The sequence below is a fragment of the Nocardia higoensis genome, assembly GCF_015477835.1.
GTDB lineage: Bacteria > Actinomycetota > Actinomycetes > Mycobacteriales > Mycobacteriaceae > Nocardia > Nocardia higoensis_A.
Map to the genome: position 1 here is coordinate 1,766,833 of NZ_JADLQN010000001.1, position 26,694 is coordinate 1,793,526.

Consider the following 26,694-nt stretch of genomic DNA (forward strand, 5'->3'; position numbering starts at 1 on the left):
AAGTCCGGTCCAGCAGAGCGCGCTCCGCAACCGATTCCGTGGCTCGATTGTCTTTCGAAGCTTCCTCGAACTCTGCGCGCCACGATCAAGGCGTGGAGTACTTGGAGCCCCTGCCGCAACCACTGATCCGGTCGCGTCGTTACGCGGCAGGCGATGCGCATGTTCTGTCTTCCCGGCAGCCGCTGGCCGCACACGCCGACAGCGTGGTGCATTTGTTCAGGACCGGGTGCCGTGATCATCCGTATCGCCCACTGCTCATGGTGCCGGAGAACACGTCGTGGCGCTGCCATACCTGGGGCGAGGTCGGCGCAATGGTCGATGGTGTTGCGCAGGGATTGATCGACAATGGGGTGAAAGGTCCGGTCGCTGTCCTGTCGGGGCCGAGCCTGGGCCATCTGGTGGTCAGCTTGGCGGCACAGTCGCTGGGACTCGCGGTCGTTCCGATCAGCCCAGCCTATTCGCTCAAATCCGCCAATCCATCGCGCCTGCTGACCCTGACAGCGATCGTGCACCCCGAGGTGGTGTTCGCCGAGTCGGACGCCTATCGACCCGCTGCCGATGCCATCGGCGCCCGCATCCGCCTGTCGGCCTCGCCGGTGACCGGCATGACTACCCTTGCGCAATTCACAGTGGAGCCGACTCCTGCGGTCAGGGAGGCCGAGCAGCAGCTATACGGGGGGCTGGTGGCCAAGATCATGTTCACCTCCGGTTCCACCGGTTCCCCCAAGGGCGTGGTCAACACTCACGCCATGCTGGCGGCCAATCAGCAACAGCTGCGCCAAATCTGGCCGTTTGTCGTCACCGATCCGCCGATCCTGCTCGACTGGTTGCCGTGGAGCCACACCTTCGGCGGCAACCACAACCTGAATCTCGTCCTGGCCAACGGCGGGACCTACTGGCTCGACGACGGAACCCCCGACACCGTTGATCGCACAGTTACCAACCTCGCTCGGGTACGGCCGAATTTGTACTTCAACGTCCCGCTGGGATATTCGCGTCTGGTTGAGCAGTTGGAGCACCAACCGACGATTGCGCGGGAGTTCTTCGGCCATGTGCGCCTGTTGTGTTGCGCGGGGGCAGCGATGGACCGCGGCGTGTGGAGCCGGTTGCGCGCACTGGCCGATCGCTACAACCCGCAGGTTCTACTCACCTCGTCATGGGGGCTGACCGAGACCAGCCCGGCCTGCACCAGCGCACACTTCCCCACCGACGACCCCACCAACATCGGCGTCCCGTTACCGGGAATCGAGTTGATGCTGGCCGAATCGGCGAGTGTTCCGACCAAGTCCGAAGTGTTGGTGCGCGGTCCGAACGTGACTTCCCGCTACCTGACAGTCGACGGGGAGCGCGCGGCAGTCGACGAGGCCGGGTGGCTGCACACCGGCGACGCCGCCCAACTGATCGATCCGGGCGACCCCGGCGCGGGATTGTGCTTCGGCGGCCGGCTCGCCGAGGATTTCAAGTTGTCCTCAGGCACCTTCGTCAACACCGCCCTCGTCCGTGCCGCACTCACGGAGGCCGCCGGAATCGTGCGGCACGTTGTTCTGTGCGGACACGACACCGACGCTGTTTCGGCGATCGTCTGGCTCATCGACAGTTGCACGCCGACCCCTGCCGCACGAGACAGACTCAGGCAGGCATTGGCGGCAGTCGCCGAGGGCGCTGGGAGTTCACAACGAATCGCCCGTCTCATAATCGCCCCGACCGCGCCGGACCTGGGTGCCGGCGAGATCACCGACAAGGGGTATATCAACCAGGCCCGAGTACGCGCGCTACGCCCCGAACTGGTCGAGATGGTCGTGCGTGGTGATGATGAGGCGGTGATCCACGCGCCGTGAACTCTCAGGCCGGACGCGTATCACGGGTGTCCGGGGCGATCTTGCCGTCGAGGATCCGCATGTGTAGTTGCTGGAACCCCTGGGAAGGTTCGATGCCGAGTTCGCCGCGTAACCTTCGGCCGAGATCGGCATAGACCTCCAATGCCTCTGCCCGGCGACCGTTCCGGGCCAGCACGTCCATGAGGTGATAGTGGAACCACTCCCGCAGCGGATGGAGACTACACAGTTCGTGCAGTTCGACAATGGCCTCGCTGTAGCGTCGCAGGCCGATCTCGGCTTCGATGACCAATTGCTGGACAAGAGCGATCTCTTCGCGTAGTCGCACCACACCACCATTGAGCACCTGCCCCACAGCGACATCCATCAGTGGTTCACCCCGAACCAAGCTCAGTGCCTGCCGTGCCAGCGAGACCGCTAGTTCGGGCTGTTCATGCAGGTGTGCACGAGCTGTTCGGGCAAGTTCGCGAAAACGCATGACATCGATCTCGACCGTGTTCTCCCGCAGCAGATAGCCAGATGATTCGGTGATCAGTACCTGTGCCCCCCGATGACTTCCGTGAAGGCTGTCGACGGCTTGGCGCAGCTGATAGATGTAGGTCTGCATCGTCGTCATTGCGCTGCGGGGCGGATCCTCCGCCCACAACTCACTGATGAGTGTGTCGTGCGCCACAACAGATCCGGCCCTCAGCGCGATAACAGCTAGTATCTGGCGAACTTTGGGAGGGAGCGCCGTGTCGGCGTGCCCCCTGCCGAGCCGCACCGGTCCGAGTAGTTGCACGACTAGCCCGCCCGGCCCGGTAGTGAGTCCCCCTATGAGCAGCTTCACCCGAAACCTCCAGTGCTGGTTCAGATTCCCCGACTGATCGGCGCTGATCCGGAATCCCCTGTGGCTTTCCAGCCTGTCGGGATAGCCATGGCTCCGCAAGCCGACCTCGCCATAACGACCGATCATGGACACCGCTTTGCTCGTCAACTCCAGAATCTCCAAGACACCAGCAACTCGGTAGTGACACCAAGCCCATTTCTGGTCACATGTTCAAGCGCTGGGTAGGCTGCTTTCATGGGGATCGACCGGGGTCCGTTGTCGATTACCGGCGAGGTGTATCGGTACGTGCGGGCCGAACGGCACGTCCCCGTGACAGCCATCGCACTGGCTCTGGGACTCAGTCAGCGGCAGGCAGACCTGGGATTGTCCGAATTACGTGAATATCGCCTGATAGACGACTCGCGCGACATCGTGGAGGCCGTCCGCGCCACGAGCCCGATACTGGCGCTGGGAAGGCTGATCCTGCAGGCGATGGCCGGGGATCCGAAGCTGGGGCTCGATGCTGTGCTCGGCCCCGAAACCACCCAGCAGATTGTGCAGCACTCGACGTTACTGGCCTCGGCCCATCACGTCGCCATCAGCGTGGATTGCTTCACCAATCTCACCGAGACTGCGGTGACGATGGCCGCGCAGAACGTGACGACCTATCACGCCCGGCCACTTCTCGGTTCCACACGGGCGGTCCAGACGATCGTCGAGTATGCCCAACTGAAGGGCCTGCCGGTAACCAGCGTGTGGTCGCGGACCTATCTCTCGGCGCCGGAGAGCAGGCAATTGCGTCAGTGGATGCAAGACCGCGATGTCTCGACGGTGGTCAGCCCTACGCTCGAGGCCCGAGGACTGGTGATAGACGACGGCCGCCTGGGGGTTCTGCACCACGATCTGCACGGCGCAACGGTGCGCACGGACTGCGACAGTGCGGTGTCGGAGACGGATCATCCAGTGCGGCCGTCGCGGCGACTGTCCATACTGCGTGGGCTCGTCGCCGGACTCGGCGACGAGGAACTGGCCGCACGCGCGAACGTCAGTGTCAAGACCGTCCGCCGTGACATCGCCGCCCTACGTGAACTGCTCGATGTCGGATCCCGAGCGGGACTGGTTGCCGCGGCCCGCATGCTCCATCTGGCCTGAGCCGGACGCTCGCCAGCGCGGCAAGATGTGGTTGACCGAAGGGGCTCTCGACCCGCCTTCGAACGTTTCTCGAAGGCGGTGCCCGGTACTGGTGACATGAGTGCGATTGCAGCCGATCCCGCGCCGCTGGTGAACGTTGTCGACCGAGTGGTCGCAGAAGGGGGAGAGCGCCGGCCGGCGATCTGGACCGAGGACGGTCCGATCAGCTATGGGAGCCTGTTGAGGATGATCCGGATCGTGGCCTGGCGACTCCAGACACGCGGTATACGGCGTGAACATCGGATCGTCGTCGAGCTCGACGATTCCCCTGAGTTGGTGGCAATCATTCTGGGAGCGATGCGCATCGGCGCGATTCCGGTGTTGATCAACCCGTGGGCACAGATTGCCGGCTACGCGCTGGAACACAGCCGTGCCGAGATCTGGGTAGCCGACGGCGCTCCCGACATGGGCGCAGAATGGCCGGTCGTGTCGAGCGCTGAGTTGGTCGCCGAGCCCGCTGACGGCTTGGGCACGCAGATCACCCCCATCACGATCGAAGCCGAGGATGTCGCGTTCTGGTTGTACAGTTCTGGCTCGACAGGCCGGCCCAAGGCGGTGGTGCATCTGCACCGCGACATCGCCGGTAGCTGCAACGGCTACGCCGGCGGCGTGTTGGATGTCCGGGCCGACGACGTCCTCTTCTCCACAGCGAAGATGTTTCACGCCTATGGTCTCGGGGGCGGCTTGCTTTTCCCGCTGTGGCACGGCGCCTCGGTGATGTTCCTGCAGGGCAGGCCTGGGCCGGAGGGGATTGTCCACACCATCGAGCGGTTCCGCCCAACTGTTCTGTTCTCGGTCCCAGCGCTGTACCACGCGGTACTGCGGCATGCCGAAGCCGTTCCGGTGGACGTGGCCTCGCTGCGGCTGTGCGTGTCGGCGGCGGAGCCGCTGGCCGCACCGATCTGGCACCGCTGGCGCGACCGGTTCGGGTTGGAAATCCTCGACGGAGTCGGATCCACCGAGATGCTGCACATCTACTGCAGCAACCGCCCCGGTGAAATACAGCCGGGGTCGGCGGGATATGCGGTGCCTGGCTACGACATCGAGCTGCGACCGCATCCAGGGGCGCCGGAGAACGCCGGTGAGCTGTGGGTGCGCGGTCCGAGCGCCTTCGACCACTACTGGAGGAACCAGGATGCGACTCGAGATGCATTCTGCGGAAACTGGTTTCGTACCGGTGACTGCTTCACCATCGATAACGGCCGGTACCGGTACATGGGGCGCCTGGATGATCTGATGAAGATCGGTGGGCAGTGGGTGTCAGCTCACCTGATCGAGTCCGAGCTTCTGGAACATCCGACGGTTGCCGAGGCCGCGGTCATCGCAGTGGCTACCGGAACGATGAACAGGATCAAAGCCTTCGTCGTGCCTGCCGAGCCGAAACCCGGCACCGATGCCGCGAAGTTGATCACGGAGCTGCGGCGTTGGTGCGCGCAGCGGCTGCGACCCGACCAGGTCCCACACTACGTCGAGCTGGTCGGATCACTGCCGAAGACACCCGCGGGCAAGGTACAGCGCTTCGTGTTGCGTGAGCGCGCAAATCTCAGCGCGGCTCGATGATACGGGTGACGTGAATGGAGCGGATGAGGTCGTTGGTCACGGTCAATGAGAACCGAAATTCCCCGCTGGTGTCCGCTGCGCCATTGACACCGTGTTGTTTCTGATGGGCCACGACCAATGTGGCGGTGCCCAGGTCGAGGATCCGGATGTCGGACAGTTCGAACACGTCGTTGCGAACCGCGCCGCTGCCGTACTTCGCCAGCCATTGCGGCTTCGTGCGTATCCAGCCCATTGGGCCGACACCGATGAAATCATCGGCGAGCAGTGTCGCGAGCTCGTCGGTGGCACCGGCCAGCTCGGCCCGGCGCCACCGCTCGACGACCGCGAGGAACGGCTGCTGCTCAGGCGGGATCGCCGACACGGGCATCGCCATGATCCTCAGAAGCTGCTGCAGGCAAGTCGATGAACTCGGCCGCCCCGTCACTGAGCAGGAAGTCGGTGAGGGCTTCCAGGTGTTCGGTGATGGTCAGGTCACGATCGAGATACGGCACAATCGAGCGCACCCGCTCATACAACGGCCGGGTCCAGGGACTCAGGCCGTCGGCACCGCGGATGTCGGCGGCCTGACACGCGCACAACAGCTCGAATGCCACGACATAGGCGGTGTTGCGCAGGATCTCACGGGCACGACGTGCGGCGACGAAGCCGAAGGAGACGATGTCCTGGAAGTCGGCAGTGGTGGTCAGCGACTGTACTGACACCGGCACAGTGAGGGTACGGGTCTCGGCAGTTACGGAAGCGGTCATGAACTGACCGCCCATCAATCCCAGCCGCAGGCCCGGGTTCTCGCGGCACAGGAACGCCGGCAGGCCGTTGCTGTTGGACTGGTCGAGGAACCGGTCGACGCGCCGGTTCGAAAGATTGGTCAGAGTGGTCAGGGCGATTCCCAGATGATCCATGGCCATAGCGATGTATTGGCCGTGGAAGTGACCGTTGTGGAAGGCCTGCCCGATATCGGGGAGCACGATCGGGTTGTCGCTGGTGGCGTTGAGTTCGTTCTCGATGGTGGTCCGGATCCAGTCCAGGCTGTCCAGAATCGGGCCCAGAATCTGCGGGGTGCAGCGGATCGAGTACGCATCCTCGATCGCGGTGTTGTCGTCGACCCCACTCTCGTCTGCTGCGGTGCCGTCGCGGCGGGCGGCGAGCGCCGCTTCGATGCTGCGTTCCGAGCGCGCCAACCGGGAACCGCGCAGGCCGCGGTAGAGGCGGTCGGCGGCAGCGGATTGCCCGCGGTGCGGTTTGACGGCGTGGACCTGAGGGGCGAAAGGATCGACGATGCCGGCAAGGCCTTCGATCGAAAGGGCCGAGATCGCGTGGTACAGGTCCACGAGGCGGCGGGCCTTCTGGTAGGTGAGCAGAGCAAGGCCGACCATCGCGGCAGTGCCGTTGATCATGGCCAGGCCTTCTTTGTAGCTCAACGTGGCCGGGGTGATCCCAGCGCGCCGCAGAGCGGTGGCTCCGTCGAGGAGCTCACCGCGGTAACGCGCCTTCCACTGCCCGATGCTGACCAGTGCGATGTACGCCAGCGGCCCGAGGTCACCACTGGTGCCCAAGGATCCCTTCTCCGGGATGCAGGGCAGCACGTCGTTGTTGAGCATGTCGAGGTAGACCTGCAAGTTTTCCGGGCTGATAGCGGAGTTGCCGAGCGACAGCGACACCACCCTGGTGATCATGACTGCGCGTGTAGTGGCCTCGTCGAGGTAGTCACCGACGTTGGTGGCGACGGCGTTGATCAAGTTCTCCTGAAGCTGCTGAGCGTCTTCAGCCGGCACGAAGCGGTGCGCGAACCCGCCGACACTTGTGGTGACGCCGTAGATGATGCGGCCCTCGCCGACGAATTTGTCGAGCAGTGCTCGTGAATCGGCGACTCGTTGCCAGGACTGTTCGTCCAGGTCGACCGGTAGCCGGCTGAGGGCGGCATCGGCGACCTCTTCGAGGCTGACCCGGTCGCGCAATCTGATGGTCAATCCCATGATGGTGGATCCCTTCTGCGGGTGGAGTTGCGAAACGTCACCAGGTGACGGGCAGGGTGCGAGGCCCGCGCAATTGCAGACCCGATTTCCACTGGAGCCGAGTCTCGGGCACAGCTAACGCCAGCTCGGGAAACGCCTCGACAAGCTCGCCTACTGCCGCGGTGAGTTCCATCCGGGCCAATTGGGCCCCGAGGCAACGGTGTGCTCCGTGCCCGAAACTAAGGTGGGGGTTGTGCGGGCGGTCGAGGCGGATGGTGAGTGGATCCGGAAACACACCTGGATCGGTGTTGGCTGCGATGGTGGGAGCGATGACCACTTCCCCGGCGGGGATGGAGGTCGCGTGGGCGGTTCCTGCGCCCAGAGTGATCTCGGTGGTAGTGACGCGGGCGCGGAAGCCTCCAGCCCCCAGGGGCAGGATGCGTAGCAGTTCCTCGACCGCGCCGCTGATGCGGGAGCGGTCGGCGGCCAGCCACGCCCACGCACCAGGGATGGTGACCAGCGTGTACACCGAGTTGGTGAGCTGGCCGGCCGTCGTCTGGAACCCGGCCACCAGGAGGTCGGTTGCGAGCGCGACGACCGCACGCCGCGAGAGTCTTCCCGCTTGTGCGTGGGCGACCAGGACGCCGAGAAGGTCGTCACGTGGCTGCTCGACCCGCTGATCGACAAGATGATCGAAGTAGGCGTCGAGTTCGGCGGCGGCTGCCTCGATCTGTCCGGGGGGATGAGAGGTGGATGACAGCATCGCCTCACTCCAGCTCCGGAAAGCGCGGCGGTCATCGCGCGGCACTCCCAGCACGTCGCCGATCAGCGCCGCGGACAACCGCTGCGCGAATTGCTCTACCAGGTCGGCGCTTTGGCCTTTACGCATGTCGGCGATGAGCTCACGCGCCGCTGCCTCGGTCGCCGGGCGTAACGATTCAATGCGGCGAGCAGTGAACCAGGACGCCAAAAGCCCGCGCAGACGGGTGTGCTCGGGGGCGTCCAATGACATCAGCAGGCCTTCAGCATCCGCGCGCGGCAGGATACGTGGTGTCTGTGGGTCGGTGGTGGCGCTGCGGGTGCAGTGTGGGGACGCGAGCACCGCGCGAATGTCGTTATAGCGGGTAAGCAACCACGCGATTCCTCCGAACGGCAGCTGTACCCGCGCGATGCTCGTCTCTGCACGCATCGCCGCGAACACGGGCTCGACGGCCAACCGCTCGGGCTGCGCAGTGGGGAACACGCAGACCGGCAGCCGGCGACCGGTGCGGGAGGTCATCGGCCCGCAGCCGCCCCGGCCGGGGTGGCGGGTGTGATGTTGGGGTTCAGGCGGAAGAAGTTGTGCGGATCGTAGGTCGCCTTGATCTCGCGCAGCCGCTGATACTTGGCCGCGCCGTAGGAGTCGACGGTACGTGCGTCCTCGTCTGGATTCATGAAGTTGACGTATCCGCCGGACAGGTGAGAGGTGATGGCCCCGTAGCCCTCGCGTGCCCAGCTGACGTGAGTGACGTCCTGGGCAGGGTCGTTCCATGCGGCAGCGAAGCTGATGACATACGGCAGGTCGCGATTGTGGTAGGCAGTGAACTCGGTGGGCACACGAGCGACTGCTCCGCCCAGGTAAAGCAGCTCCAGCTGGGAGAATGGGGAGCTGATCTGCGCTCCGTACTCGAGGATCTGATCGATCAGCGAGTCCGGCAGCGCGGCGGCATAGCCACTCTTGGTGCAGATGCGTTCTGGCACAACGGCTCCCGGGAAGGCATAGGCCTGCACGCCGCGATAAGGCAGGGTGGCTTTGGTGATGCCGTGGCACGCTGCGAGAGCGATGATCTCGTCGATGGCGGCCTCTCCGTCGACGGCGGCTCCTACCCAGCAGGCCATTGTGCACAGCACGGGCGTGCCCCACAGGTTCTGAGGGATCTCCGGCAGCGGTGGTGCGAGTCGCAGGTAGAACACCCAGGTGAGTTCATCGGGTGCTGTCGGCATGCGGTCGCGCCAGGTCCGCAGGACCTCGGGAGCGTCGTCAAGGGTGAAGTAGCCGCAGAAGAAGCGGATCGGCCCCACCCGGTGCAAGCGGAACTCGAATTCGGTCACGATGCCGAAATTGCCGCCACCCCCGCGCAGGCCCCAGAAAAGGTCGGGGTGCTCGGCGTCGCTGGCGGTGACCTGCTCGCCGGAGGCGAGAACGACTTGGGCGGAGGTCAGATTGTCGATCGACAGGCCGTATTTGCGGCTGAGCCAGCCGAAGCCGCCGCCGAGGACCAGCCCGCCCAAGCCGGTGTGGGAGACCACACCGGCCGGAGTCGCCAGCATGTAGGCCTGCGTGGCGGTGTCGAAAGCGCCCAACAAGCATCCACCCTGTGCTGTGGCGGTGGCAGTGTCGGGGTCGACAGTGACCGCCGACATCAAACGCAGATCGATGACCAGCCCGTCGTCGCAGGTGGAATGCCCGGCCATGGAATGACCGCCACAGCGCACGGCCACCGGAACCGCTGCTGTACGTGCCCAATTCACCGCAGCCTGGACGTCGGCGAGATCGGTCGGCTTCGCGATGGCGAGGGGCCGGCGGTCGATCATGCCGTTCCAGATACGGCGCGCCCGGTCATATCCCGAGTCGCCGGGCCGAATCACCGGTCCGGACAGCCGCGCTTGCAGGTCGTGTAGGTCGACTGTGGGGTTCATCAGTAGGTCCTTGGGCTCGAGGCGACAGGGGAAGATGAGACGAGTTCGCCGAGAACGGCCTGTAGTGCGGCGGTATCGGCTCCGGGGGCGCGGCGGCGCGGCGGGAGGACTGCCAGACAACGGCTGTGCCCACGGGCGACTGCCGAGGTACGGCGAGCCAGCATCGACAATGATTGGCCTGGGCCGACCTCGACCAGGGTGACAGGGCCTGCGTCGAGAACCATGCGCAGTGCCGATGCGAACAGCACCGGGCTTGCTGGTTGCCGCAGCCAGAAGGCCGGGTCGGTCGCATGCGCGCCATCGAGCAGCCCGCCCAGATACCCCGAGTACATGCGAATCCGCGGTGGCTGCAGACGTGCTGTGAACTGGGGGCGTATCGGTGCGTTGTCCGGCCCTGCGGGCAGTTCGTTCATGAGGGGGCTGTGAAACGGCTGCCGGGCATTGACCGGTGCGCAGGTGACGCCGTCGGCGATCAGCCGCTGGCGGATTGCCTCGAGGCCGGAGCGGCCACCGCAGACCAAGACCTGCTTGGGGCCATTGACGGCGCCCAGCACCACGTCGTCGAGTCCGTTCATCCGCTCACGCACAGCGTCGGCGGACGCGGCTACGGCCAGCATCCCCCCTGGCGGAGCATGCCGGTATGTGCGCACGAACTCGGCCAACAGGGTCAAAGCGTCCCTGAATTCGAACACCCCGGCGACCGCCGCAGCAGCGATCTCACCGACGGAGTGTCCGAGCAGGGCATCAGGCGGCGCACCCGAGGCGATCAGGGTGCGCGCCAGCGCGTAGTTCACCGACAGCAGCAGCGGCTGGGCACGGGTGATGTCGTGGAACATCGGCCCGGGATCCGGTTGCAGCCAGATCTTTCGCAGCGCGGGATCATCGAGGATGGTGAAAGCCTCATCCATGGTGTCAGTGAAGACCTGCTCGGTGCCGTAGAGGTCGGCAGCCATGCGCGGATGTTGCGCGCCTTGGCCGGGGAACAGGAAAACGGTGGCCCCGCCGATGGTCATGTCCGAGCACCGTTGACCCACGCCACAAGTTGCTCGGGGGTGGTCAATTCCCACAAGATCTCGTCGGGGATTTCGATGCCGAACCGGCGTTTGAGCATGGCGCAGGTCTCCATCAACGCCAGTGAGTCGAATCCCAGCTCGGCGAATTCCTTGGCGACGAAATCGCCGTCGAGAGTGACGGATTCATCTTCACCTGCGCTGGCGATCATCGCCTCCCGCAGTTGGTCAGGAGTCAGCATTCGGAAAAGCCGCCTTTCTCGTGATCGGATATCAGGTGCGCAGGACCAGTGCCGAAACGAACCCGCCCGCACCGCGAGCGAGGACGAGCGCGGTGTTCAGCGGTGACCGACGGGGCTGCCCGCACACCAGGTCGATGGGAAGATCGGTGGAACTCACATACACCGCCGGGGGAATGACGTTGTCGCGCAGCGCCAGCAGTGCGCAGACGACGTCGACCGGACCACCGCCTGCCATGAGACGACCGGTGCCGGTCTTCGGTGCGGCGACTGGGACCGCATTCGGGCCGAACACCGTCGCCAGGACGGTGGCCTCGGCGATGTCCTCAGCGCGAGTGCCGGCCGCGTCAGCGAACACGACGTCGATATCGGCGGCGCTCATGCCGGCGTCATCGAGAGCCGCCTCGATTACTCGCCGCATAGGCCGGATGTGCGCCGGGTCGTTGGTTGGGTTGAATCCGGTGGCGTATCCGACGATGCGGCCATAGACATGGCCGGTTTCGACAGTGTCGCCGGATTGCAGCACGAGCATCGCCCCGCCTTCTCCCGGGACGTAACCGTCGGCGCCGCTGGTGAACGGCAGGTAGCCGCGGGCGGGATCGTGAGTCGTGGTCAGCCTTCCTGTCGCCTGATGCGACACCCATCCCCAGGGGTCGAACGAGGATTCCATGCCCCCGGCGATCACCATCGAACATCGGCCGCGGCCGATGTTGCGGCGGGCGTGGCCGAGAGCGTCCAGACCGCCGGCTTGTTCGGCGACCAGGACGGCTCCGGGACCACGTAAGCGGTGCCGTATGGAGATCTGGCCGGTGTTCACCGCGTAGAACCAGGCGAAACACTGGTAGACACTGACACTTTCGCGGCCTTGCGTCCACAGCCGCTGCATCTCCCGATGGGAGAATTCGAATCCACCGGTGGCGTTGGAGGTGACAACCGCGCAGTCGAAGGGGTCGCGGTGATCGAGGTCGACCTTGGAGTCGGCCAGCGCACGCTCGGCGGCAACGAGAGCGAGCTGGGTGACCCGGTCGCTCTGGGTGATCAGCCGACCTGGGAGATGGTCCGCGGCCGCGAAATCGGGGATCGTCCCGGCCAGTGCGGCGTCATAACGGTCGCGGTAGTCCTCGATGACCCGGATGCCGGATTCGCCTCGGCGGGTACGGTGCCAGTACTCGTCGAGGGTCACACCGGTCGGCGCGAGGACATCGATACCGGTCACCACACACTCGGTGGGATTCATGCGCTCACCTTTCGCAACACCATGGCGCTCTGGAAGCCACCGAAGCCGCTGCCGACGGTCAGCACCGTGTTCAGGCTGGCCTCGCGGGCGATCAGCGGGACATAGTCCAGATCGCATCGGGGATCGGGTTCGTGCAAGTTGGCGGTCGGCGGAATCAGCGAATGCTGCATCGCCAGCAAGCAGGTGGCGACCTCGATGGAGCCGATCGCGCCCAGCGAATGGCCGATCATGGATTTGATCGAGCTGATCGGCACGCGATACGCGTGCTCGCCGAGGCTGCGTTTGATGGCGGCGGTCTCGTGGACGTCGTTCTGCTTGGTGCCCGACCCGTGCGCGTTGACGTAGCCGACGTCACCGGGATTCACCTGGGCCTCCGTCAGCGCGGCGTCGATGGCGCGTGACATCTCCTCGCCCCCGGCGGTCAGGCCGGTCATGTGGTAGGCGTTGCAGGTCGAGGAATAGCCGGCGATTTCGCCGAGGATGGGGGCGCCTCGGCGACACGCGTGGTCGAGTTCCTCGAGAACCAGCACGGCGGACCCCTCGGCGATGGCGAAGCCGTTGCGGCGCCGGTCGAACGGGCGCGCCGCGGTGGCGGGATCGTCGTTGTCGGGGGTCGTGGCGCGGATGGCGTCGAAACAGGCGACCGCGATAGGAGTGACCGGGGCGTCGGTGGCACCGGCGAGCATGATGTCGGCGCTGCCTTCGTCGATGAGGGTGGCGGCGTGGCCGATGGAGTCGATGCCCGAGGTGCATCCTGCCGAAACGACCGACACAGGCCCCTCGGCGCCGACGAGTTGGGCCACTTCGCGGGCGATGGATCCAGGTGTGAAGTAGTCGAACAGGTGCGGTGACTGGTACGCCTGGTCGACGAACCACTCGGTGCCATCGTCGGAAAGCACGACGTACTCCTGCTCGATGCTGGTCGCCGAACCGACCGCGTTGCCGATGCTAACTCCCAGTCGCGAAGGGTCGATGCCGTCGAGCCCGGCTTGCTCGACGGCGCGTCGTGCGCATACGACGGCGAGCATGGACGCACGATCGAGCCGGCGTGCCTCGCGCCGGCTCAGTCCCATGGCGACCGGGTCGAAATCGATTTCTCCGGCGACCTGGGACCGGAACTGTGTGGGATCGAAGGCCGTGATGCGCCGGATCGCAGTCCTGCCTTCGGTGATCATGGTCCAGAAGCCGCCGGTATCGGTCGATCCCGGCGCCAGAACCGATAGCCCTGTCACTACAACTCGTCGATGCACACCCCTAACCGTGCTCGGCGGCGCTCGAAGACCCGTCCAGCGCCTGTCGTGGCTTTTCCGAGACGTTCTCGAGCGAGTTTCGAGCCGACGCGGGCAGCGTGACCGGCACACGAGCAACCGAGATCTCGGGAGGATTCATGGGTGGGGTGGCACTGGTCACCGGAGGAACGAGCGGCATCGGGTACGCCTGCGCGAAGCAGTTGCACCTGCAGGGATTCACGGTGGTGGTCACCGGCCGCGACAAGACCAAACTCGACGACACACTCGCTTCCGTGCCCGGCCTGTCCGGCTACGTCAACGATGTCCGTGACCGTGGCGCGGTGCGTGAGCTGGTCGCCACCATCACCACCGAATACGGACCGATCCAGGTGCTGGTCAACAATGCAGGACGCGGAGGGGGCGGACCGATCACCGCCATTACCGACGAGTTATGGCTCGATGTCATAGACACGGACCTCAACAGCGTGTTCTGGATGACCCGCGCCGTGCTCGAGAAGTCACCCAGCATTCGCAACCCGGCCGGCCGCATCATCAACATCGCCTCCACGGGCGGCAAGCAGGGAGTCCCGTTCGGCACCCCGTATTCGGCCGCCAAAGCCGGAGTAATCGGCTTCACCAAGGCACTGGCCAAGGAGCTGGCTCCCACCGGTGCCACGGTCAATGCTGTGTGCCCCGGATATGTCGAAACGCCGATGGCAGTCTCGATCCGCCAATCCTATGCCCAGATGCAGAACAGGTCCGAGGACGAGGTCCTCGCCGACTTCGAGGCAAAGATCCCCCTCGGGCGATACAGCACGCCCGACGAGGTCGCCGCCATGGTCACCTACCTGGCCGGCCCCGCCGCCGGATCGGTTACCGCGCAGGCCCTCAACGTCTGCGGCGGCCTCGGCATCTACTGACCGTTCCTCCCACGAGAAAGCGACCACGATGACCTCAACTGTCGACAACGACCACGGTCAGAGCTTCTACCGCACCAATCGCCTCAACGGCTACGACCTCGTCACTGTCAATGCCGCCAACCGGGTCCTGTGGCGATGCCCTCCACAGCGTCTGGTCGAGCACTACGACCGCAACGTCGCCGCCCGTCACCTGGACATCGGGCCCGGTACCGGCTATTACCTCGATCACTGTCACTTCCCGGTCGCCCAACCGACTCTCACGCTGCTCGACCTCAATCCGGACCCCCTCACCTTCGCCGCACAACGGCTGGCCCGGTACACGCCGGCGACGGTTCGCGCAGACCTTCTCTCGCCGCTGCCCCCCGTCCCCGGCTCGCCGTTCGACTCGATCGGCGTGAACTACGTACTGCATTGCCTGCCCAACCAGTCGCAGGGCAGAGGCGATGTCTTCGCCCGGCTCAAGCCGCTCCTGAACACCGACGGCGTCCTGTTCGGTAGCACCGTCGTAACCGGAGGCGCCCCCGCTACGGTGTTGTCGAACGCGTTCAACGCCCTGTACCAGCGCATGGGCGCCTTCCACAACCAACGCGACACCGTCGACACCCTGCACGACGCGCTCGCCGAACACTTCGGCAGTCTCGTACTGGAAGTCCGCGGCAGCACCGTACTGTTCACCGCACGAAAGCCGCTACGGTGACCACCGCCGTGACCACCGACCTGTATGCCGAAGTCACCCAGTTCTATGCCCGCCATATGCGCGCGATGGATGAAGGACGAGTACAGGACTGGACCGGTGACTTCTCCGACGACGCAGTCTTCATCACCAACGCCCGCCCCGACCCGCAGATCGGGCGCGCTGCCATCGTTGAAGGTGCCGGCAGCGCCGCGCAGAAATTGCTCGATCACCGCGTTGTGCGTCGTCACTGCCTGACCACTCTGGACCTGGAGACGACACCGGAGGGAACCGTCGTCGCCAACAGTTATGCCCTCATCGTGCGCACACCTCCAGGCGGCCCGACCGCCGTGGAGTTCCTGTGCACCTGCCGGGACGAACTGGTCAGAGTCGGTGGGCGGTTGCTGATCCAGCACCGTCACGTCCAGCGTGACGACCTGGCTCACCCCCAGCCATAGCACCCGAAGATCGTGGGTAACCGTCCGAAGTCACCAGGGCGCTTACCCACGATCACGTTGTGGAGGCAAGGCCAACGCGACCGCCGCTGCCGCGACCATGATCGCCGCGATCGCGTAGAAGGCGCGATCGTAAGCGGCGATCAACGCGGCCGGACCGCCGTCGTGTGCGGTCGCGACAGTGACCAGTGCAGCCAAGCCCAATGCGCCACCGACTTGCTTGGTCGTGTTCATCAATCCCGAGGCCGCACCGGCTTCTGTGGTGGCCACCCCCGAGGTGACCGCAACCGTGATCGGAGTGTTCAGCAGGCCGCTGCCGATGCTGAATACCACTGCGGGACCAAAGATTCCGATGAGGTAGCTACTGTCCACAGACAGCTGTGCTTGCCACAAGAAGCCCGCAGCCGCCAGCAGCGATCCCGCTGCGATAAGTACTCGGCCGTCCACCATGCGCATCAACGGCGGCGTAACCTGGGTACTCACGAGGATCGTCACCACGGTGTGGGGAAGAAAGGCCAGCCCGGTCTGCACCGGGCTGTAGCCGAGAACATTCTGCATCGACAGTGTCAGAAAGAACCACATCGGGTTCAAGCAGGCACCCGCCAGCAGCATTGCGATGTTCCCCACCGAGACCGAGCGAATTGCGAACAAGCGCAGCGGAATCAGCGGCGACGACGCCCAACGCGCCTCTACCGCGACGAATCCGAGCAGTAACACCGCGCCCAGGACGAGCGCTGCGACGGTCGGCCTTGATGCCCACCCCGAATCCGCCGCTTCGGCCATCCCGAATGCCAGTACCCCCAATCCGGTCGTCGCCAGCACCGCGCCGGCCACATCCAGTTGAGATCGTCCTTCCTGCCGATGATCGGCCCGGACATAGCGCGAGGCCAGGAATATCGCGGCTGCGCCGATCGGAACATTGATCAACAGCGTCGAGCGCCATGTCAGGTACTCCGTGAGCACCCCGCCCACGAGATTGCCGGCGGTACCGCCGGCGATGCCCACCGCCGTCCACGTCGCCAGAGCCCGCGTGCGACTCGCCCCCTCCGGGAACGTCGCCGTCAGAATCGTCAAGGTTGCCGGCGCCAACACCGCGGCTCCCAGTCCTTGCACCGCGCGCGCCGCGACCAGAAGCGCAGGAGACGTCGCCAGTCCGCCGGCCAGACTCGACCCCGTGAACAGCGCCAATCCCGCCAGAAACACGCGGCGGCGACCGAACAGGTCCGCCAACCGTCCGCCCAGCAGCAGGAATCCGGCAAAGGTCAGTGCATAGGCATTGACCACCCATTGCTGACCGGTCTCATCGAACCCCAGCGCGTCGCGAATCGAGGGCAGCGCGACATTCACCACCGAGATGTCGAGCACCACCATGAACTGAGCGGCACAGGCCACGGCCAGGACAAGTGTTTCCGCTCTGCCGCGACGGTCGATCAGCCCAGTCTCCGATATCTCCGGCTGAGTCATCCCCACCTCCCGGTTGATACATCTGTATAGGATACATTTGTATCACGAGCTCCTCGACCACCACACCGGAAGGAACCCCAGTGCCCAGGACCGTCGACCACTCAGCGCGACGCGCCCAGATCGCCGACGCGCTCGTGCGAGTCGCGGCCAGAGAGGGACTACACGCAGTGACCATGCGCGCGGTCGCGGCCGAAGCGCAGGTATCGCTGCGACTGGTGCAGTACTACTTCGAGAGCAAGGAACAGTTGCTGATCGGTGTCCTGGAGCACCTCGAACGACAAAGCCACGACCGATGGGCCCAACGTCTCGCCGATCTGTCGGACCCGCCGCATCCCCGAGAGGTCATCAAAGCCTTTGTCGCCGAGGCTCTACCGACAGACGAGGCGAGCCGGATCTTCCACCTGGTCGGCACTTCCTACGCTTTGCTCGCCATGACAGATCCGAAGCTCGCCGAACAGCCCTTCATCAAGAATGTCGACCGTCTGGAGCGACAGCTCGCCGAGACCCTCGCCCGCGCCGACGACGAAGGCGAACTGAGCTTCGGTGCCGACCCAGTCGTCGAAGCGACACGGCTGGTCGCACTGGTTCACGGCCTCGGCACGAGTGTCCTGGCCGGCCAACGCACCCCTGACCAGGCCGTCGCCGTCTTGGACTACCACCTCGATCAGCTCTTTCCGTGGAGGCGGGGAGACGCGCGTTGACCCCAACGCAGTCGTGACTCTCGGCCCCGCCGTCAGAAGGCGACTTTCCGCGACGTCGATCTATCCGGAGCCTGACTCAGCAAGGCCGACCTCACCGGAGCCGACCTACGCGGCAGCGACATCTCTGCCCTCGACCCCCTCACCACCACGATCACAGGAGCCACGATCGACCAACACCAGGCGATAGCGCTCGCCACGACTCCGGGGGGTGCGGGTGGAACCCTGCTGAACCGCGTCGACCATCGACGTACGCCGACACCAACCAACCCTGTTGCGCGTGTCAGCTCACCTGTCTGACAGAGATAGGCGTACGCCGTCTCCCGATTGACACGGAACCCCCTGGCCGGCGCGGACTTCGACTCGGCGGCGGCCGCACGCTTTCGCAGTGCGGTCACCTGGTCGGTGGTGAGTGCGGGTTTGCGGCCTTTGTGGGCGCCGCGGGCCTTCGCGGTGGCGATGCCCTCGCGCTGGCGTTCAAGGATCGCGCGCTCGAACTCGGCGAAGGCGCCATGATCGACAGCATCAGGGTGGCCATCGGGGACGCGCGGGCGGACATGAACGCGGTGCCGCTATCGCGCGTATATTGCGCGCCGGAGATCAGACTTTCACGAAAACAGCCCTGACCTGGGCTTTCAGTTGTGGTCCCAGCTGGGATCGAACCAGCGACCTTCCGCGTGTGAGGCGGACGCTCTCCCGCTGAGCTATGAGACCGTGCGGGCGTCCGGGCGGTTCGTACCGCTCGAACGAGATGGAACATTAGCACGGAGCACCCGCTGTTCACCAAATCGCCTCGTGGGCAGAAGTGGAAGGCGATATGGGAGGCGACGGTTTCCTCGCCGACCCGGGTGGCATATCGACTCCTGTCGAGCCGACATCCGCGCACGCCGGGCACCTCCTGAACCAATGACACCACCAGCCGCCTCCGGTCACATCGGAGTCATCGCGTCGTCGCTGCCTCACAGTCCATCTGACCAGCGGATTTGTACCTTTCACCGAACGTCGGCTAATGTTCTGTCTCGCAGCACGGAGGCCGGAAACGAAGCCCCCGGGATGCATGCGGATGTAGCGCAGCTGGTAGCGCATCACCTTGCCAAGGTGAGGGTCGCGGGTTCGAATCCCGTCATCCGCTCGGAAGGTAGGGCCAGGCAGTAAAACGCCGTCCCCCTTTGCGCGGTGGAGTGGCCGAGTGGTGAGGCAACGGCCTGCAAAGCCGTGCACACGGGTTCGATTCCCGTCTCCACCTCGCGCGATTAGCTCAGCGGGAGAGCGCTTCCCTGACACGGAAGAGGTCACTGGTTCAATCCCAGTATCGCGCACCACCGAGAAAGGCCCCGGGTAACCCCCGGGGCCTTTCTGCTTTCCCGCGTGCGCCCGGATCGCGTCGGTCCGCGCGGTTAGGCTGCGGTGGTGACTGGGGTTGGTGAGCCCGATGGGGTGGAGGCGGCGTTCGTGGACGACGTCGAGGGCGAGGTGGCGTTCGGGCTGGAAGAGGTCAATGCGGTCCTGGCCGGATTGGTGACGGTGCACGCACAGCGGCGACAGCGGGACGCGGAGATCCTGGCCGCGCGGCTGGGGGTCGGCGGGGAGGCGCCGCAGACGTTGGCCGCCATCGGGGCGCGGTTCGATCTGGCACGGGATCGGGTGCGGCAACTGCATACCCGCACGGTCGGGCACATTCTTCGCGAGACGCATCTCGGGGGCGCGGAACGGGCGGTCTTCGCCGAGAGGTATCCGCTCGATGCCAGGGACTCGGCATTGGTTCGGAGGTTGCTCGCGGAAACCTACGCGACGGATGCGGATCTGGCGGCCAACGAGCTGTCGTTCCTGAAGTTGCGGCTGGCGGGGCATACCGCCGAGGACGCGAAGCGGGTCGCGGGCTATGTCGTGCAGCGAATCATGGGGTGGCAGAAGAAGATGAACCGGCGCCTGGCGGCGTTGCGCGACGAATCGGCGGCTGACGCCGCACTCGATGTGCTGTGGCCTCGGGTGGACTGGCCCGAGTCCGGACGCGAGCCCGCACCGCTGCCCACCTCCTCGGCCCGGGTGGTCGATGAGGACGACGATCAGCGCGGACGGTTCTACCTGGACAAGGTGGGCCGGGACGTGGGGTTCGATTCGGCGCTGCGGGCGCGCCTGCTGCTGACGCTCAACGCCGGTGCGCCGGTGCGGACCTTCCAGGAGGAGCCGATGGCGATCTCCTACCGGTTCGGCGAGCACACCCGCCTGCATCACCCCAGCGTGGCCGCCGAACTCATGGACGGGCGGGTGGTGCTGATCGATGTACAGCCGCTCGGGCACGTCGGTTTCGAGATCAACCGGGTGAAGGCCGCGGCGGCTCGCGAGCACGCGCACGCGAACGGCTGGGGGGTGGCGATCTGGACCGGCAGCCGCACAGGCGTGGCAGAGCTGCGCGCACGGAAGGTCGACGCCGGGCTCGAACAGCGACTGGCGGAACTGGTGGCCGCCGGGCCGGTCCGGCAGGCCGTGCTACACCAGTTGCACCGCGAGGCTGGGCTCGAACTGCTCGACCTCGCGGCACTGACACTGCGCCACGGCTGGCGTTGGGAACGCACGACATTCACCATCAGCGCCGCGACCACCTGAGGCGAACACCGTCCGCAGGCGTGTCAGCGCACGATCACCGCGGCGGCGAGGAACGTGGTCAGCAGCAGCATCGAGCAGACGGTGATCAGCTGCCAACGCTCGATCGTGCGGTTCAGTCCGGCGATGGTGGCGCGCAGGCTCGCCTCGACCCGATGTCGTTCGGCGATACGGCGGTTGATCGCGTCCACCGATTCGGACTGTTGCTGAATGCCGTCCTGGGCACGTTCCAGCCGCCAGTTCAGGCGAGTGATCACCTTCTCCTTGTCGCGCACCTGGGTGCGCGACACCGCCAGTTCGGTCCGTTGGTTGACCAGTTCCCGCTGCTGACGGGCGATGACGGCGGCTTGGGTCCTGGTGTGCCTCTCCCAGTCGGTCACCCGCGCCCAGCCTCCCTTGTGCTCGTCCCGATAAGCCCAGACGATATCGCCGGACACCCAGCCGCGCAGGAACTCCCGCAGCTCGAACGGGGTACGCCGGGGCGAGGCCACGGGGGTGCGGACGGTGTCGAGGACACCGCTGTCGACGAGGTAGTCGCACGAGCTCGGTCCCAGATCGGCGACCCCCAGGGCGGGCAGGTGCTCGATCCAGAAGCCTGGCGGGCACAACCACAGCACACCGGCGCAGCCCGCCGCGCGCAGACGGGCGGTGTGTTCCTGGGCGAGCGCGGTCTCGAGCGGGCCGTTGCGCACCTCGATCGCATACCAGCGATCGCCGCTGCGCCAGCGGATGTCGACGGGGATACCCGCCTCGTCGGGGCCCACACCGAACCGCTGATCCACCTCCGCCTCGTCGGCGCCGAATTCGACCAGGCGCGCGCACAGCCAGTACTTGAGACGCTGCACATCCCATTGCGTGTCGGCGCATTCCGGGCACCGGCAGCTGTAACGAGATCGGCCGCTGCCGGATGCCCGCGACCCCCCGGCGCCCTCGCCGATGCCCAGTTCTGCGAGCACTGCCCGGCGCCCACAAGCCATCTCTGTCCGCTGCATGGTTCGCACGCGATCACTCCCTGCCCGACCCGCTGGTCTCGCGACCTACTCCATGGATCCAGAGTGCGCCTACTTCCCGGCGCCCGCCAGCCCCCTTTACCCGTGCTCGGGTGCGCCGCGCTACGACACCCGGGCGACAAGGACGATGGTTACTGTCCAGCAAGGTTTTCCGAAGCGAAACACGAGAGATCGGCCACAGAGTAACCGGTCGACCTGACCCGTGCAGTCCGGGCATCCGATGACGAGTAGCCTCGAGCCGTCCGCGAGTCGCCGTCACCGACCCCGGTGCGTTCGACTCGCGTGAGCAGACAGCTACGCCGTGCGTCGCGGGCACACCCGCGACCTCGGCGGCCGGGCACGGCCGGTGATCGGTGGATAGAATCGCCGGGCCGGTCGCCCAGTCCGGGCAACGAGCGGGAAGAGGTATGCGAGGCATGGAGCACGGCCAACAGGACGCCGAGCCGATCGGGACGATCTTGTCGGGCATCGCGACGCTCCTTCGCGAGCTCAGCGACCAGCTCGATGTCGCCGCGGCCCGCGTCGACGAGTCGACCGGACTCGACGCCCGGCTGAAGAAGCTCGAATCCTGGGCAGCCACCGCCGGACAGGACATCACGTCCCTGCGGGCCAGGATGGACAAGGTCGAATCCTCGGAGGCACGGACGGCTCTCGCCGCGCGACCGACCCGCGCCGAGCGCCGAGAGGCCGCCGAGCGCGCGGAACTCGAGGCCGCAGCGGGTCGCGGCGGCGACAGTGCCACCTCGGCGGGCCGGATCTCGGGCACTCCCGGTTCCGGCACACCGGATTCCACCGAGTCGCACCCGTCGAGTGACCTGGTCGCGCTCATCCGCGCGAAGGACGAGGAGTCCGCGGGTGCCGCCAGCGCGCCTGTCGAGCCGGACCGGAAGAAGCCCGCCCTCGAAGCGCCCGCGGCTCCGGCGCGCCTCGCTCCCATCCCCCGGCTGCCCGCACCTGAGGTCGCCGTCGTCGCACCGACGGAAACGGCTGCGCCGCCGGAGAAGTCCGAGCAGCGGGCCGCCACGGGCAGTGACCACTCGGCGTCGCTCGCCGGCAGTGCCGCCGAAGCCGTACCCAGTCGTCGACTCCCCCGGGCCAACTTCCCCCGCAGGCAGCCCGCGCGCGCCGAGTCCGAGAGCATCGGCAGCAGCCTGCTCGGCGGTGGCGGCCGGCTCGGCAGGACCGGACCGGACTCCGGCAGCCTTGCCGGCAACGACAGTTCACTCGACGACGGCACCGCCGCCGAGACCGCGCTCGTGGACAACGCATCGGGTGGCAACGCGGCCCACAGCGAGGCGTCCCGGAGCGCCGAACCCGTCGACCGCGAGCGCGACAAGGGTTTCGACGACAGCGACCCGCAGGTCGAGGAGAGCATCGGTGCGCGCGGAGGTGCCGGGCAGGCGGGAGCTCCCGGCGTACTCGTGCCGACCGGCGGCGACGCCACAGTCGAGGGAACCGACCTCGACAGCGACGAGGTCGACGGTGTCGAAGAGCCGGGCACCCGGGCTGGTCGCCGGAGCGCACATGTGCACAGCGTGACCGACACCCCGACCGTCGGCGGCGACAGCGGACCGGCCGATTCCCCTGCCGAGACCGCGCCGCAGCCTTCCCTGCCGACCGGACTGCCCGAACGGATTCCCTCCGCCGGCAGCAGGCTTCCCCGCCGCGCCGCCGCTTTCAGCCCGTCCGCAGCGAACGGCGCTGATGCCGGGGAACCGTCCGCACCGCATACTTCCAGCCGCGCCGAACGCAGGCGGCTGGCCGAGTCCGACGCGGCGACTCCGGATCCGGCGTACGCGGATTCGGCATCCGAGTCGGCACACGCCGCCCCGGATCCTGTCCCTGTGCCCTCGGTCGAGGCGAACTGGCCCGCCCGCTCGCTGTCCTCCGACGCCGACTCCGACGGCGGTGTGATGTCGGCGCACTCCACGCCGGACGGCGAGCGCACGGGCTCCCGGCACGCCGGCGCGACGGCAGATCGGCTGGACTCCGCGCGGGTCGAGATGGCTCCCACCGCGGAGACACCGGGCCCGGCGGCCCGCGCTCTGGGGATGACGGCCGCGGCAGTTCCCGACACCGCCGAACAGTCCCGGCATGGCGCGGCCATGAGCGAAGCGGCGGCGAAGCAGCTCGCCGACGGAGACGCGCCTGTGACCGAAGTGATTCCAGGCCTGTCCGCTCTCCGCCATCTCGGCTCCGACAACGACGACGCTGACGAAGGCCCGTCCATCGCCCTGCCGCAACGTGGTCCACGACGGGCCGATCGCCGCGAGGCCGTCGCGATGGAGCGCGCCGAGGGCACGGCGGATGTCGGTGCTCGGCCACATTCGCATGGTGCCGTGGCCGACGAGGAGAATCTCCTGCCACAGCGCGGCTCCGGTACCGCACACGGCCATCGGGGTACCGGCTCGCTTCCCGAGCGGGCGGCCGGGGACTCGCTGCCGACACGGCATTCTTCCGGCAGCCACGCGCAGAGTGAGCCGGCCGATGGTTTCCCACGGCGGGACTCCGGCGCGGACGTACCACGGCGTGATTCGGGCACCGGGCTCCCACCACAGGATCTCGGAGCGGATTTCCCCCACGAATCCGATGTCGGCCTGCCACAGCGCGCATCGGACGCCGTCGGGCCGCAGCGCGACTCCGGCACCGAACTTCCGCAACGCGAGTCCGAGGCCGGGCTCCTCCGACGCGATTCCGGTCTGCCGCAGCGCGACTCCGGCGCGAGGATCTCGCGGCGCGAACACGACAGCGACCTTCCGCAGAGTTCGCCCGGTAACGGGCTGCCACGGGGCCAGTCCGCGCAGGGCCTGGCGCATCCCGACGCCGCCGCGCCGTCCCAGCGCGACTCCGGCGGCACGCTCCCGACCCGGGAGGCGGGCAACGCGCTGCCGCAGCGTGACGCCTCCGGTCCTCTGCCGCAGCGCGATGCCGGGAACTCGCTGCCGCAGCGTGGTACGAGCCGCGCACTTCCCGGACGCGAAGCCGGCCAGGCTTACACGCAGGACGAGACAGCCGAGACACGCGGACCTCGCGGCATGCAACTCGGTGCCGACGACGTGTCCGCAGCGCACGAGGTGAGCGGCTCGCTGCCGACACGTGACGCCGGGGCAGGCAGTACTGCGCTCCCCCGCCGCGACCCCGGGCACGCCGCTCCACCGCGTGACGCGGTCACCGAGACCGCCTCCGACATCACGGGTTCCCGGTCCGCCGGGCGGCACAACAGCGGTGAGGACCGTGAGACCGAGGATCTGCTCGCCGGGTCCGGCCCACGGCTGAGGCCGTCCGCTCACGCCGATTCGCCGGCCCGGGATGGCATCGGTGCCCCGCAGTCGGACCAACGTGACGCCCGATTCGGGGGCGCCCGGCCTGCCGGGTCATCGGGCCGCGACTCCTGGCAGGGCGAGTTGGACCGGCTGGCCGCCGAGACCGCCTACGTCGACGGCGATCCCGGTGGCGACGACCACCGAGCCGCGTCTGTCGGGCTTGCCTCGCCGCCCCGGCGCGGGGAAATCCCATCGGGTGTGACCAGGGGGATGGAACCCGCGGGTATCACACCGCGTCCGGCGCCGGCGCAGCCGAACCCCTTCGGGCCACCGACCAGTTCGCTGACCGCGGGCGGCGACGCCCCCGTGAGCAGCGACATGCCCTTCGATCTCGATCTCCCCGCGTCCCGGCCACAGGTGAGCACATCCGAGGTCGCCGAGCAGGCGCAAAGCGGTAAGCAGCGGCCGACCATCGAGGACAACGCTCACGTCGACAAGTTGCAGGCCATGCTGGACGAACTCAAGCGCAACCCGGCTGGTCCGTTCGGCCGCGCGACGAACACTCCGTCGGAGAGCTCGGGACACTGAGCATCCGCAGCCGTAGCGCTTCCCGGTCCGGTCGCTGACCGTCCTGGGAGATCGAGTGCCTGCCCGACTGGGGCCCGCAACCGTGGCGACCGACGACGGCACCGACATCGGCGAGGCGGCGGGGCAGGGATGTCGCGCCGCCGCCGCATGTCCATGGGCATGGTCACGGCGACGCGCACCGCAGGTGGCGCTGACAGCGCCCCGCCGACGGCGAGGCGGCTCAGCGGCGGCGGGAGGCGTCGTGTGGCGGAGCCAGCACGGATTCGACGAGGTCGCGCAGCCAGCGGTGGGAGCCGTCGGCGGTATTGCGGGAATGCCAGGACATGCCGATGGTGATCTCCGGGAGTGGAAGCGGGATCTCGAATGTCGTCAGGCCGAGAGCTGTGATGGCGCGAGCGGCCAGATGGGCCGGTGCGGGACAGACGAATTCGCCGGAGCGGACGGCCAGCAGCGCCGAAGGCAGGTCGGGGACGGTCGCGAAGACCCGGCGAGTGCGGCCGTGCAGCATCAGTCGGTCGTCGATCGGTCCGCGTGGGCGACCGTGGCGCGAGATCGCCAGGTGCGCGGCGCCCGCGTAGGCGGCTACCGTGGCGCGACCGGTGACGAGTGGGTGGCCGGGGACGGCGACGCCGACCAGCCGGTCGCCGAAGAGACGGTGGACGACGATTTCCGGTTCGGTGTGGCCGAGAACGCCGACGGCGAAGTCGACGCGGCCGTCGCGCAGGTCGGCGGTGCCCTCCCCGGTGTCGGACAGGAAGCGCAGAGTCACACCCGGCGCGCGGGCCCGGACGGCGACCGACAGCGGGCCGGCGAGTTCCGCGAGTACGAGATCGTCGGTCCGGAGGGTGAACCCGCGTTCGAGGCGGCCCGGATCGACGGGAGCGCGGGGGGTCAGGAGGGCGCGGCTGCGCTCCACCAGCGCCGCGACTTCGGCGCGCAGTTCCAGGGCGCGCGGGGTGGGCACCAGTTGCCTGCCGGAACGGACGAGCAACGGATCGCCGAGCACCCGCCGCAACCGGGCGAGGGTGCGACTCATCGCCGACGGTGACGTGTGTAGGCGGCGGGCGGCCTCGGTGACGCTGCGGGAGTCGAGCAGCGAATCCAGAGCAACCAGCAGGTTGAGATCGAGCGGCTCCACTCCCGGATTATCACAGACGCAATCGGCAGGTGCCCGATTGTGCCACAGGTAATTCGCTCCGACCTGATCCGTTCGTCTCCGGCTTCGTCCGCGGCGAGATGAGCAGCGTCCGGCGACGGACGGTATCCCGCTGCGGCCCAC

At 66.9% G+C, this 26,694-nt stretch carries 21 protein-coding genes, 4 tRNA genes and 1 pseudogene; 12 read left to right on the plus strand and 14 right to left on the minus strand.

Features of this window, described 5'->3' with window-relative positions; all coding sequences use genetic code 11:
* Positions 1 to 92: 92 nt before the first annotated feature.
* A complete protein-coding gene (locus tag IU449_RS07945; protein WP_195001234.1) occupies positions 93 to 1,838 on the plus strand; it encodes an AMP-binding protein in 1,746 nt (581 codons plus the stop codon).
* A gap of 4 nt (positions 1,839 to 1,842) precedes the next feature.
* Here IU449_RS07945 and IU449_RS07950 read toward each other — a convergent pair whose 3' ends face one another.
* Entirely contained in the window at positions 1,843 to 2,826 is a 984-nt protein-coding gene (locus tag IU449_RS07950) for an AfsR/SARP family transcriptional regulator (protein ID WP_195001235.1), read from the minus strand.
* Positions 2,827 to 2,898: 72 nt separating this feature from the next.
* On the opposite strand from IU449_RS07950, the gene IU449_RS28950 reads away from it, so the two are divergent.
* Together IU449_RS28950 and IU449_RS07960 are read left to right on the plus strand one after the other, a co-directional pair.
* Entirely contained in the window at positions 2,899 to 3,795 is an 897-nt protein-coding gene (locus IU449_RS28950) for a helix-turn-helix transcriptional regulator (RefSeq protein WP_228803809.1), read from the plus strand.
* A 96-nt stretch (positions 3,796 to 3,891) separates the two neighbouring features.
* Positions 3,892 to 5,394, plus strand: a complete 1,503-nt coding sequence (locus IU449_RS07960; protein ID WP_195001236.1) for a benzoate-CoA ligase family protein — start codon at positions 3,892 to 3,894, stop codon at positions 5,392 to 5,394.
* Here the strand turns inward: IU449_RS07960 and IU449_RS07965 are convergent.
* From IU449_RS07965 to IU449_RS08000, 8 genes are read right to left on the minus strand one after another with little or no spacing between them, the layout of a single operon-like run.
* Positions 5,378 to 5,761 (minus strand): nuclear transport factor 2 family protein, encoded by a 384-nt coding sequence (locus IU449_RS07965; RefSeq protein WP_195001237.1) that lies wholly within the window; start codon positions 5,759 to 5,761, stop codon positions 5,378 to 5,380. The two genes, IU449_RS07960 and IU449_RS07965, sit on opposite strands and share 17 nt — an antisense overlap.
* On the minus strand, positions 5,736 to 7,367 hold the full coding sequence (locus IU449_RS07970) for a phenylalanine aminomutase (D-beta-phenylalanine forming) (protein WP_195001238.1): 1,632 nt from the start codon (positions 7,365 to 7,367) through the stop codon (positions 5,736 to 5,738). Before IU449_RS07970 ends, IU449_RS07965 begins: the two co-directional genes overlap by 26 nt.
* 37 nt (positions 7,368 to 7,404) lie before the next feature.
* A complete protein-coding gene (locus tag IU449_RS07975) occupies positions 7,405 to 8,625 on the minus strand; it encodes a cytochrome P450 (protein ID WP_195001239.1) in 1,221 nt (406 codons plus the stop codon).
* Entirely contained in the window at positions 8,622 to 10,025 is a 1,404-nt protein-coding gene (locus IU449_RS07980) for an FAD-binding oxidoreductase (RefSeq protein WP_195001240.1), read from the minus strand. The genes IU449_RS07975 and IU449_RS07980 overlap by 4 nt, the downstream gene beginning before the upstream one ends.
* Positions 10,025 to 11,038 (minus strand): acyltransferase domain-containing protein, encoded by a 1,014-nt coding sequence (locus IU449_RS07985; RefSeq protein WP_195001241.1) that lies wholly within the window; start codon positions 11,036 to 11,038, stop codon positions 10,025 to 10,027. The genes IU449_RS07980 and IU449_RS07985 overlap by 1 nt, the downstream gene beginning before the upstream one ends.
* The gene (locus IU449_RS07990; RefSeq protein ID WP_195001242.1) at positions 11,035 to 11,277 is read right to left on the minus strand and encodes an acyl carrier protein; all 243 of its coding nucleotides are present in this window, start codon (positions 11,275 to 11,277) and stop codon (positions 11,035 to 11,037) included. The genes IU449_RS07985 and IU449_RS07990 overlap by 4 nt, the downstream gene beginning before the upstream one ends.
* Before the next feature lie 31 nt (positions 11,278 to 11,308).
* Positions 11,309 to 12,511, minus strand: coding sequence for a beta-ketoacyl synthase N-terminal-like domain-containing protein (locus IU449_RS07995; protein WP_195001243.1), 1,203 nt, complete (start codon positions 12,509 to 12,511; stop codon positions 11,309 to 11,311).
* On the minus strand, positions 12,508 to 13,761 hold the full coding sequence (locus IU449_RS08000; RefSeq protein ID WP_195001244.1) for a beta-ketoacyl-[acyl-carrier-protein] synthase family protein: 1,254 nt from the start codon (positions 13,759 to 13,761) through the stop codon (positions 12,508 to 12,510). The genes IU449_RS07995 and IU449_RS08000 overlap by 4 nt, the downstream gene beginning before the upstream one ends.
* A 146-nt stretch (positions 13,762 to 13,907) precedes the next feature.
* On the opposite strand from IU449_RS08000, the gene IU449_RS08005 reads away from it, so the two are divergent.
* Genes IU449_RS08005 through IU449_RS08015 form a run of 3 tightly spaced genes read left to right on the plus strand, consistent with a single transcriptional unit; the run spans position 13,908 to position 15,791 of the window.
* Positions 13,908 to 14,660, plus strand: coding sequence for an SDR family NAD(P)-dependent oxidoreductase (locus tag IU449_RS08005; protein ID WP_416382112.1), 753 nt, complete (start codon positions 13,908 to 13,910; stop codon positions 14,658 to 14,660).
* A gap of 28 nt (positions 14,661 to 14,688) precedes the next feature.
* A complete protein-coding gene (locus IU449_RS08010) occupies positions 14,689 to 15,357 on the plus strand; it encodes a class I SAM-dependent methyltransferase (RefSeq protein WP_195001246.1) in 669 nt (222 codons plus the stop codon).
* Between the two features lie 8 nt (positions 15,358 to 15,365).
* A complete protein-coding gene (locus IU449_RS08015; protein WP_324188127.1) occupies positions 15,366 to 15,791 on the plus strand; it encodes a nuclear transport factor 2 family protein in 426 nt (141 codons plus the stop codon).
* A gap of 42 nt (positions 15,792 to 15,833) precedes the next feature.
* On the opposite strand, the gene IU449_RS08020 is transcribed toward IU449_RS08015, so the two are convergent.
* A complete protein-coding gene (locus tag IU449_RS08020; RefSeq protein WP_195001247.1) occupies positions 15,834 to 17,252 on the minus strand; it encodes an MFS transporter in 1,419 nt (472 codons plus the stop codon).
* Positions 17,253 to 17,332: 80 nt separating this feature from the next.
* Here IU449_RS08020 and IU449_RS08025 point away from each other — a divergent pair, with 80 nt between their 5' ends.
* Complete coding sequence (locus tag IU449_RS08025) at positions 17,333 to 17,953, plus strand: TetR/AcrR family transcriptional regulator (protein ID WP_195001248.1); 621 nt, start codon at positions 17,333 to 17,335, stop codon at positions 17,951 to 17,953.
* 299 nt (positions 17,954 to 18,252) lie between these two features.
* On the opposite strand, the pseudogene IU449_RS29645 reads toward IU449_RS08025, so the two are convergent.
* Together IU449_RS29645 and IU449_RS08035 are read right to left on the minus strand one after the other, a co-directional pair.
* A pseudogene (locus tag IU449_RS29645) lies at positions 18,253 to 18,494 on the minus strand (recombinase family protein); the annotation flags it as partial.
* Positions 18,495 to 18,592: 98 nt separating this feature from the next.
* Positions 18,593 to 18,664 (minus strand) — tRNA-Val (locus IU449_RS08035).
* Positions 18,665 to 19,009: 345 nt separating this feature from the next.
* Here IU449_RS08035 and IU449_RS08040 point away from each other — a divergent pair.
* The 4 genes from IU449_RS08040 (at position 19,010) to IU449_RS08055 (ending at position 20,557) form a co-directional block, all read left to right on the plus strand.
* Positions 19,010 to 19,082 (plus strand) — tRNA-Gly (locus IU449_RS08040).
* 43 nt (positions 19,083 to 19,125) lie between these two features.
* Positions 19,126 to 19,196: transfer RNA gene (locus IU449_RS08045), tRNA-Cys, on the plus strand.
* A gap of 1 nt (position 19,197) precedes the next feature.
* Positions 19,198 to 19,272, plus strand: a tRNA-Val gene (locus IU449_RS08050).
* A gap of 88 nt (positions 19,273 to 19,360) precedes the next feature.
* Positions 19,361 to 20,557: a hypothetical protein gene (locus IU449_RS08055; RefSeq protein ID WP_324188128.1), complete on the plus strand. Its 1,197-nt coding sequence runs from the start codon at positions 19,361 to 19,363 to the stop codon at positions 20,555 to 20,557.
* Positions 20,558 to 20,580: 23 nt separating this feature from the next.
* Here IU449_RS08055 and IU449_RS08060 read toward each other — a convergent pair whose 3' ends face one another.
* Positions 20,581 to 21,399, minus strand: a complete 819-nt coding sequence (locus tag IU449_RS08060; protein ID WP_324188129.1) for a hypothetical protein — start codon at positions 21,397 to 21,399, stop codon at positions 20,581 to 20,583.
* Positions 21,400 to 21,980: 581 nt separating this feature from the next.
* Between IU449_RS08060 and IU449_RS08065 the strand changes: the two genes are divergently transcribed.
* Entirely contained in the window at positions 21,981 to 25,415 is a 3,435-nt protein-coding gene (locus IU449_RS08065; protein ID WP_195001250.1) for a hypothetical protein, read from the plus strand.
* A 220-nt stretch (positions 25,416 to 25,635) separates the two neighbouring features.
* On the opposite strand, the gene IU449_RS08070 is transcribed toward IU449_RS08065, so the two are convergent.
* On the minus strand, positions 25,636 to 26,553 hold the full coding sequence (locus tag IU449_RS08070; RefSeq protein WP_195001251.1) for a LysR family transcriptional regulator: 918 nt from the start codon (positions 26,551 to 26,553) through the stop codon (positions 25,636 to 25,638).
* Between the last annotated feature and the right edge of the window lie 141 nt (positions 26,554 to 26,694).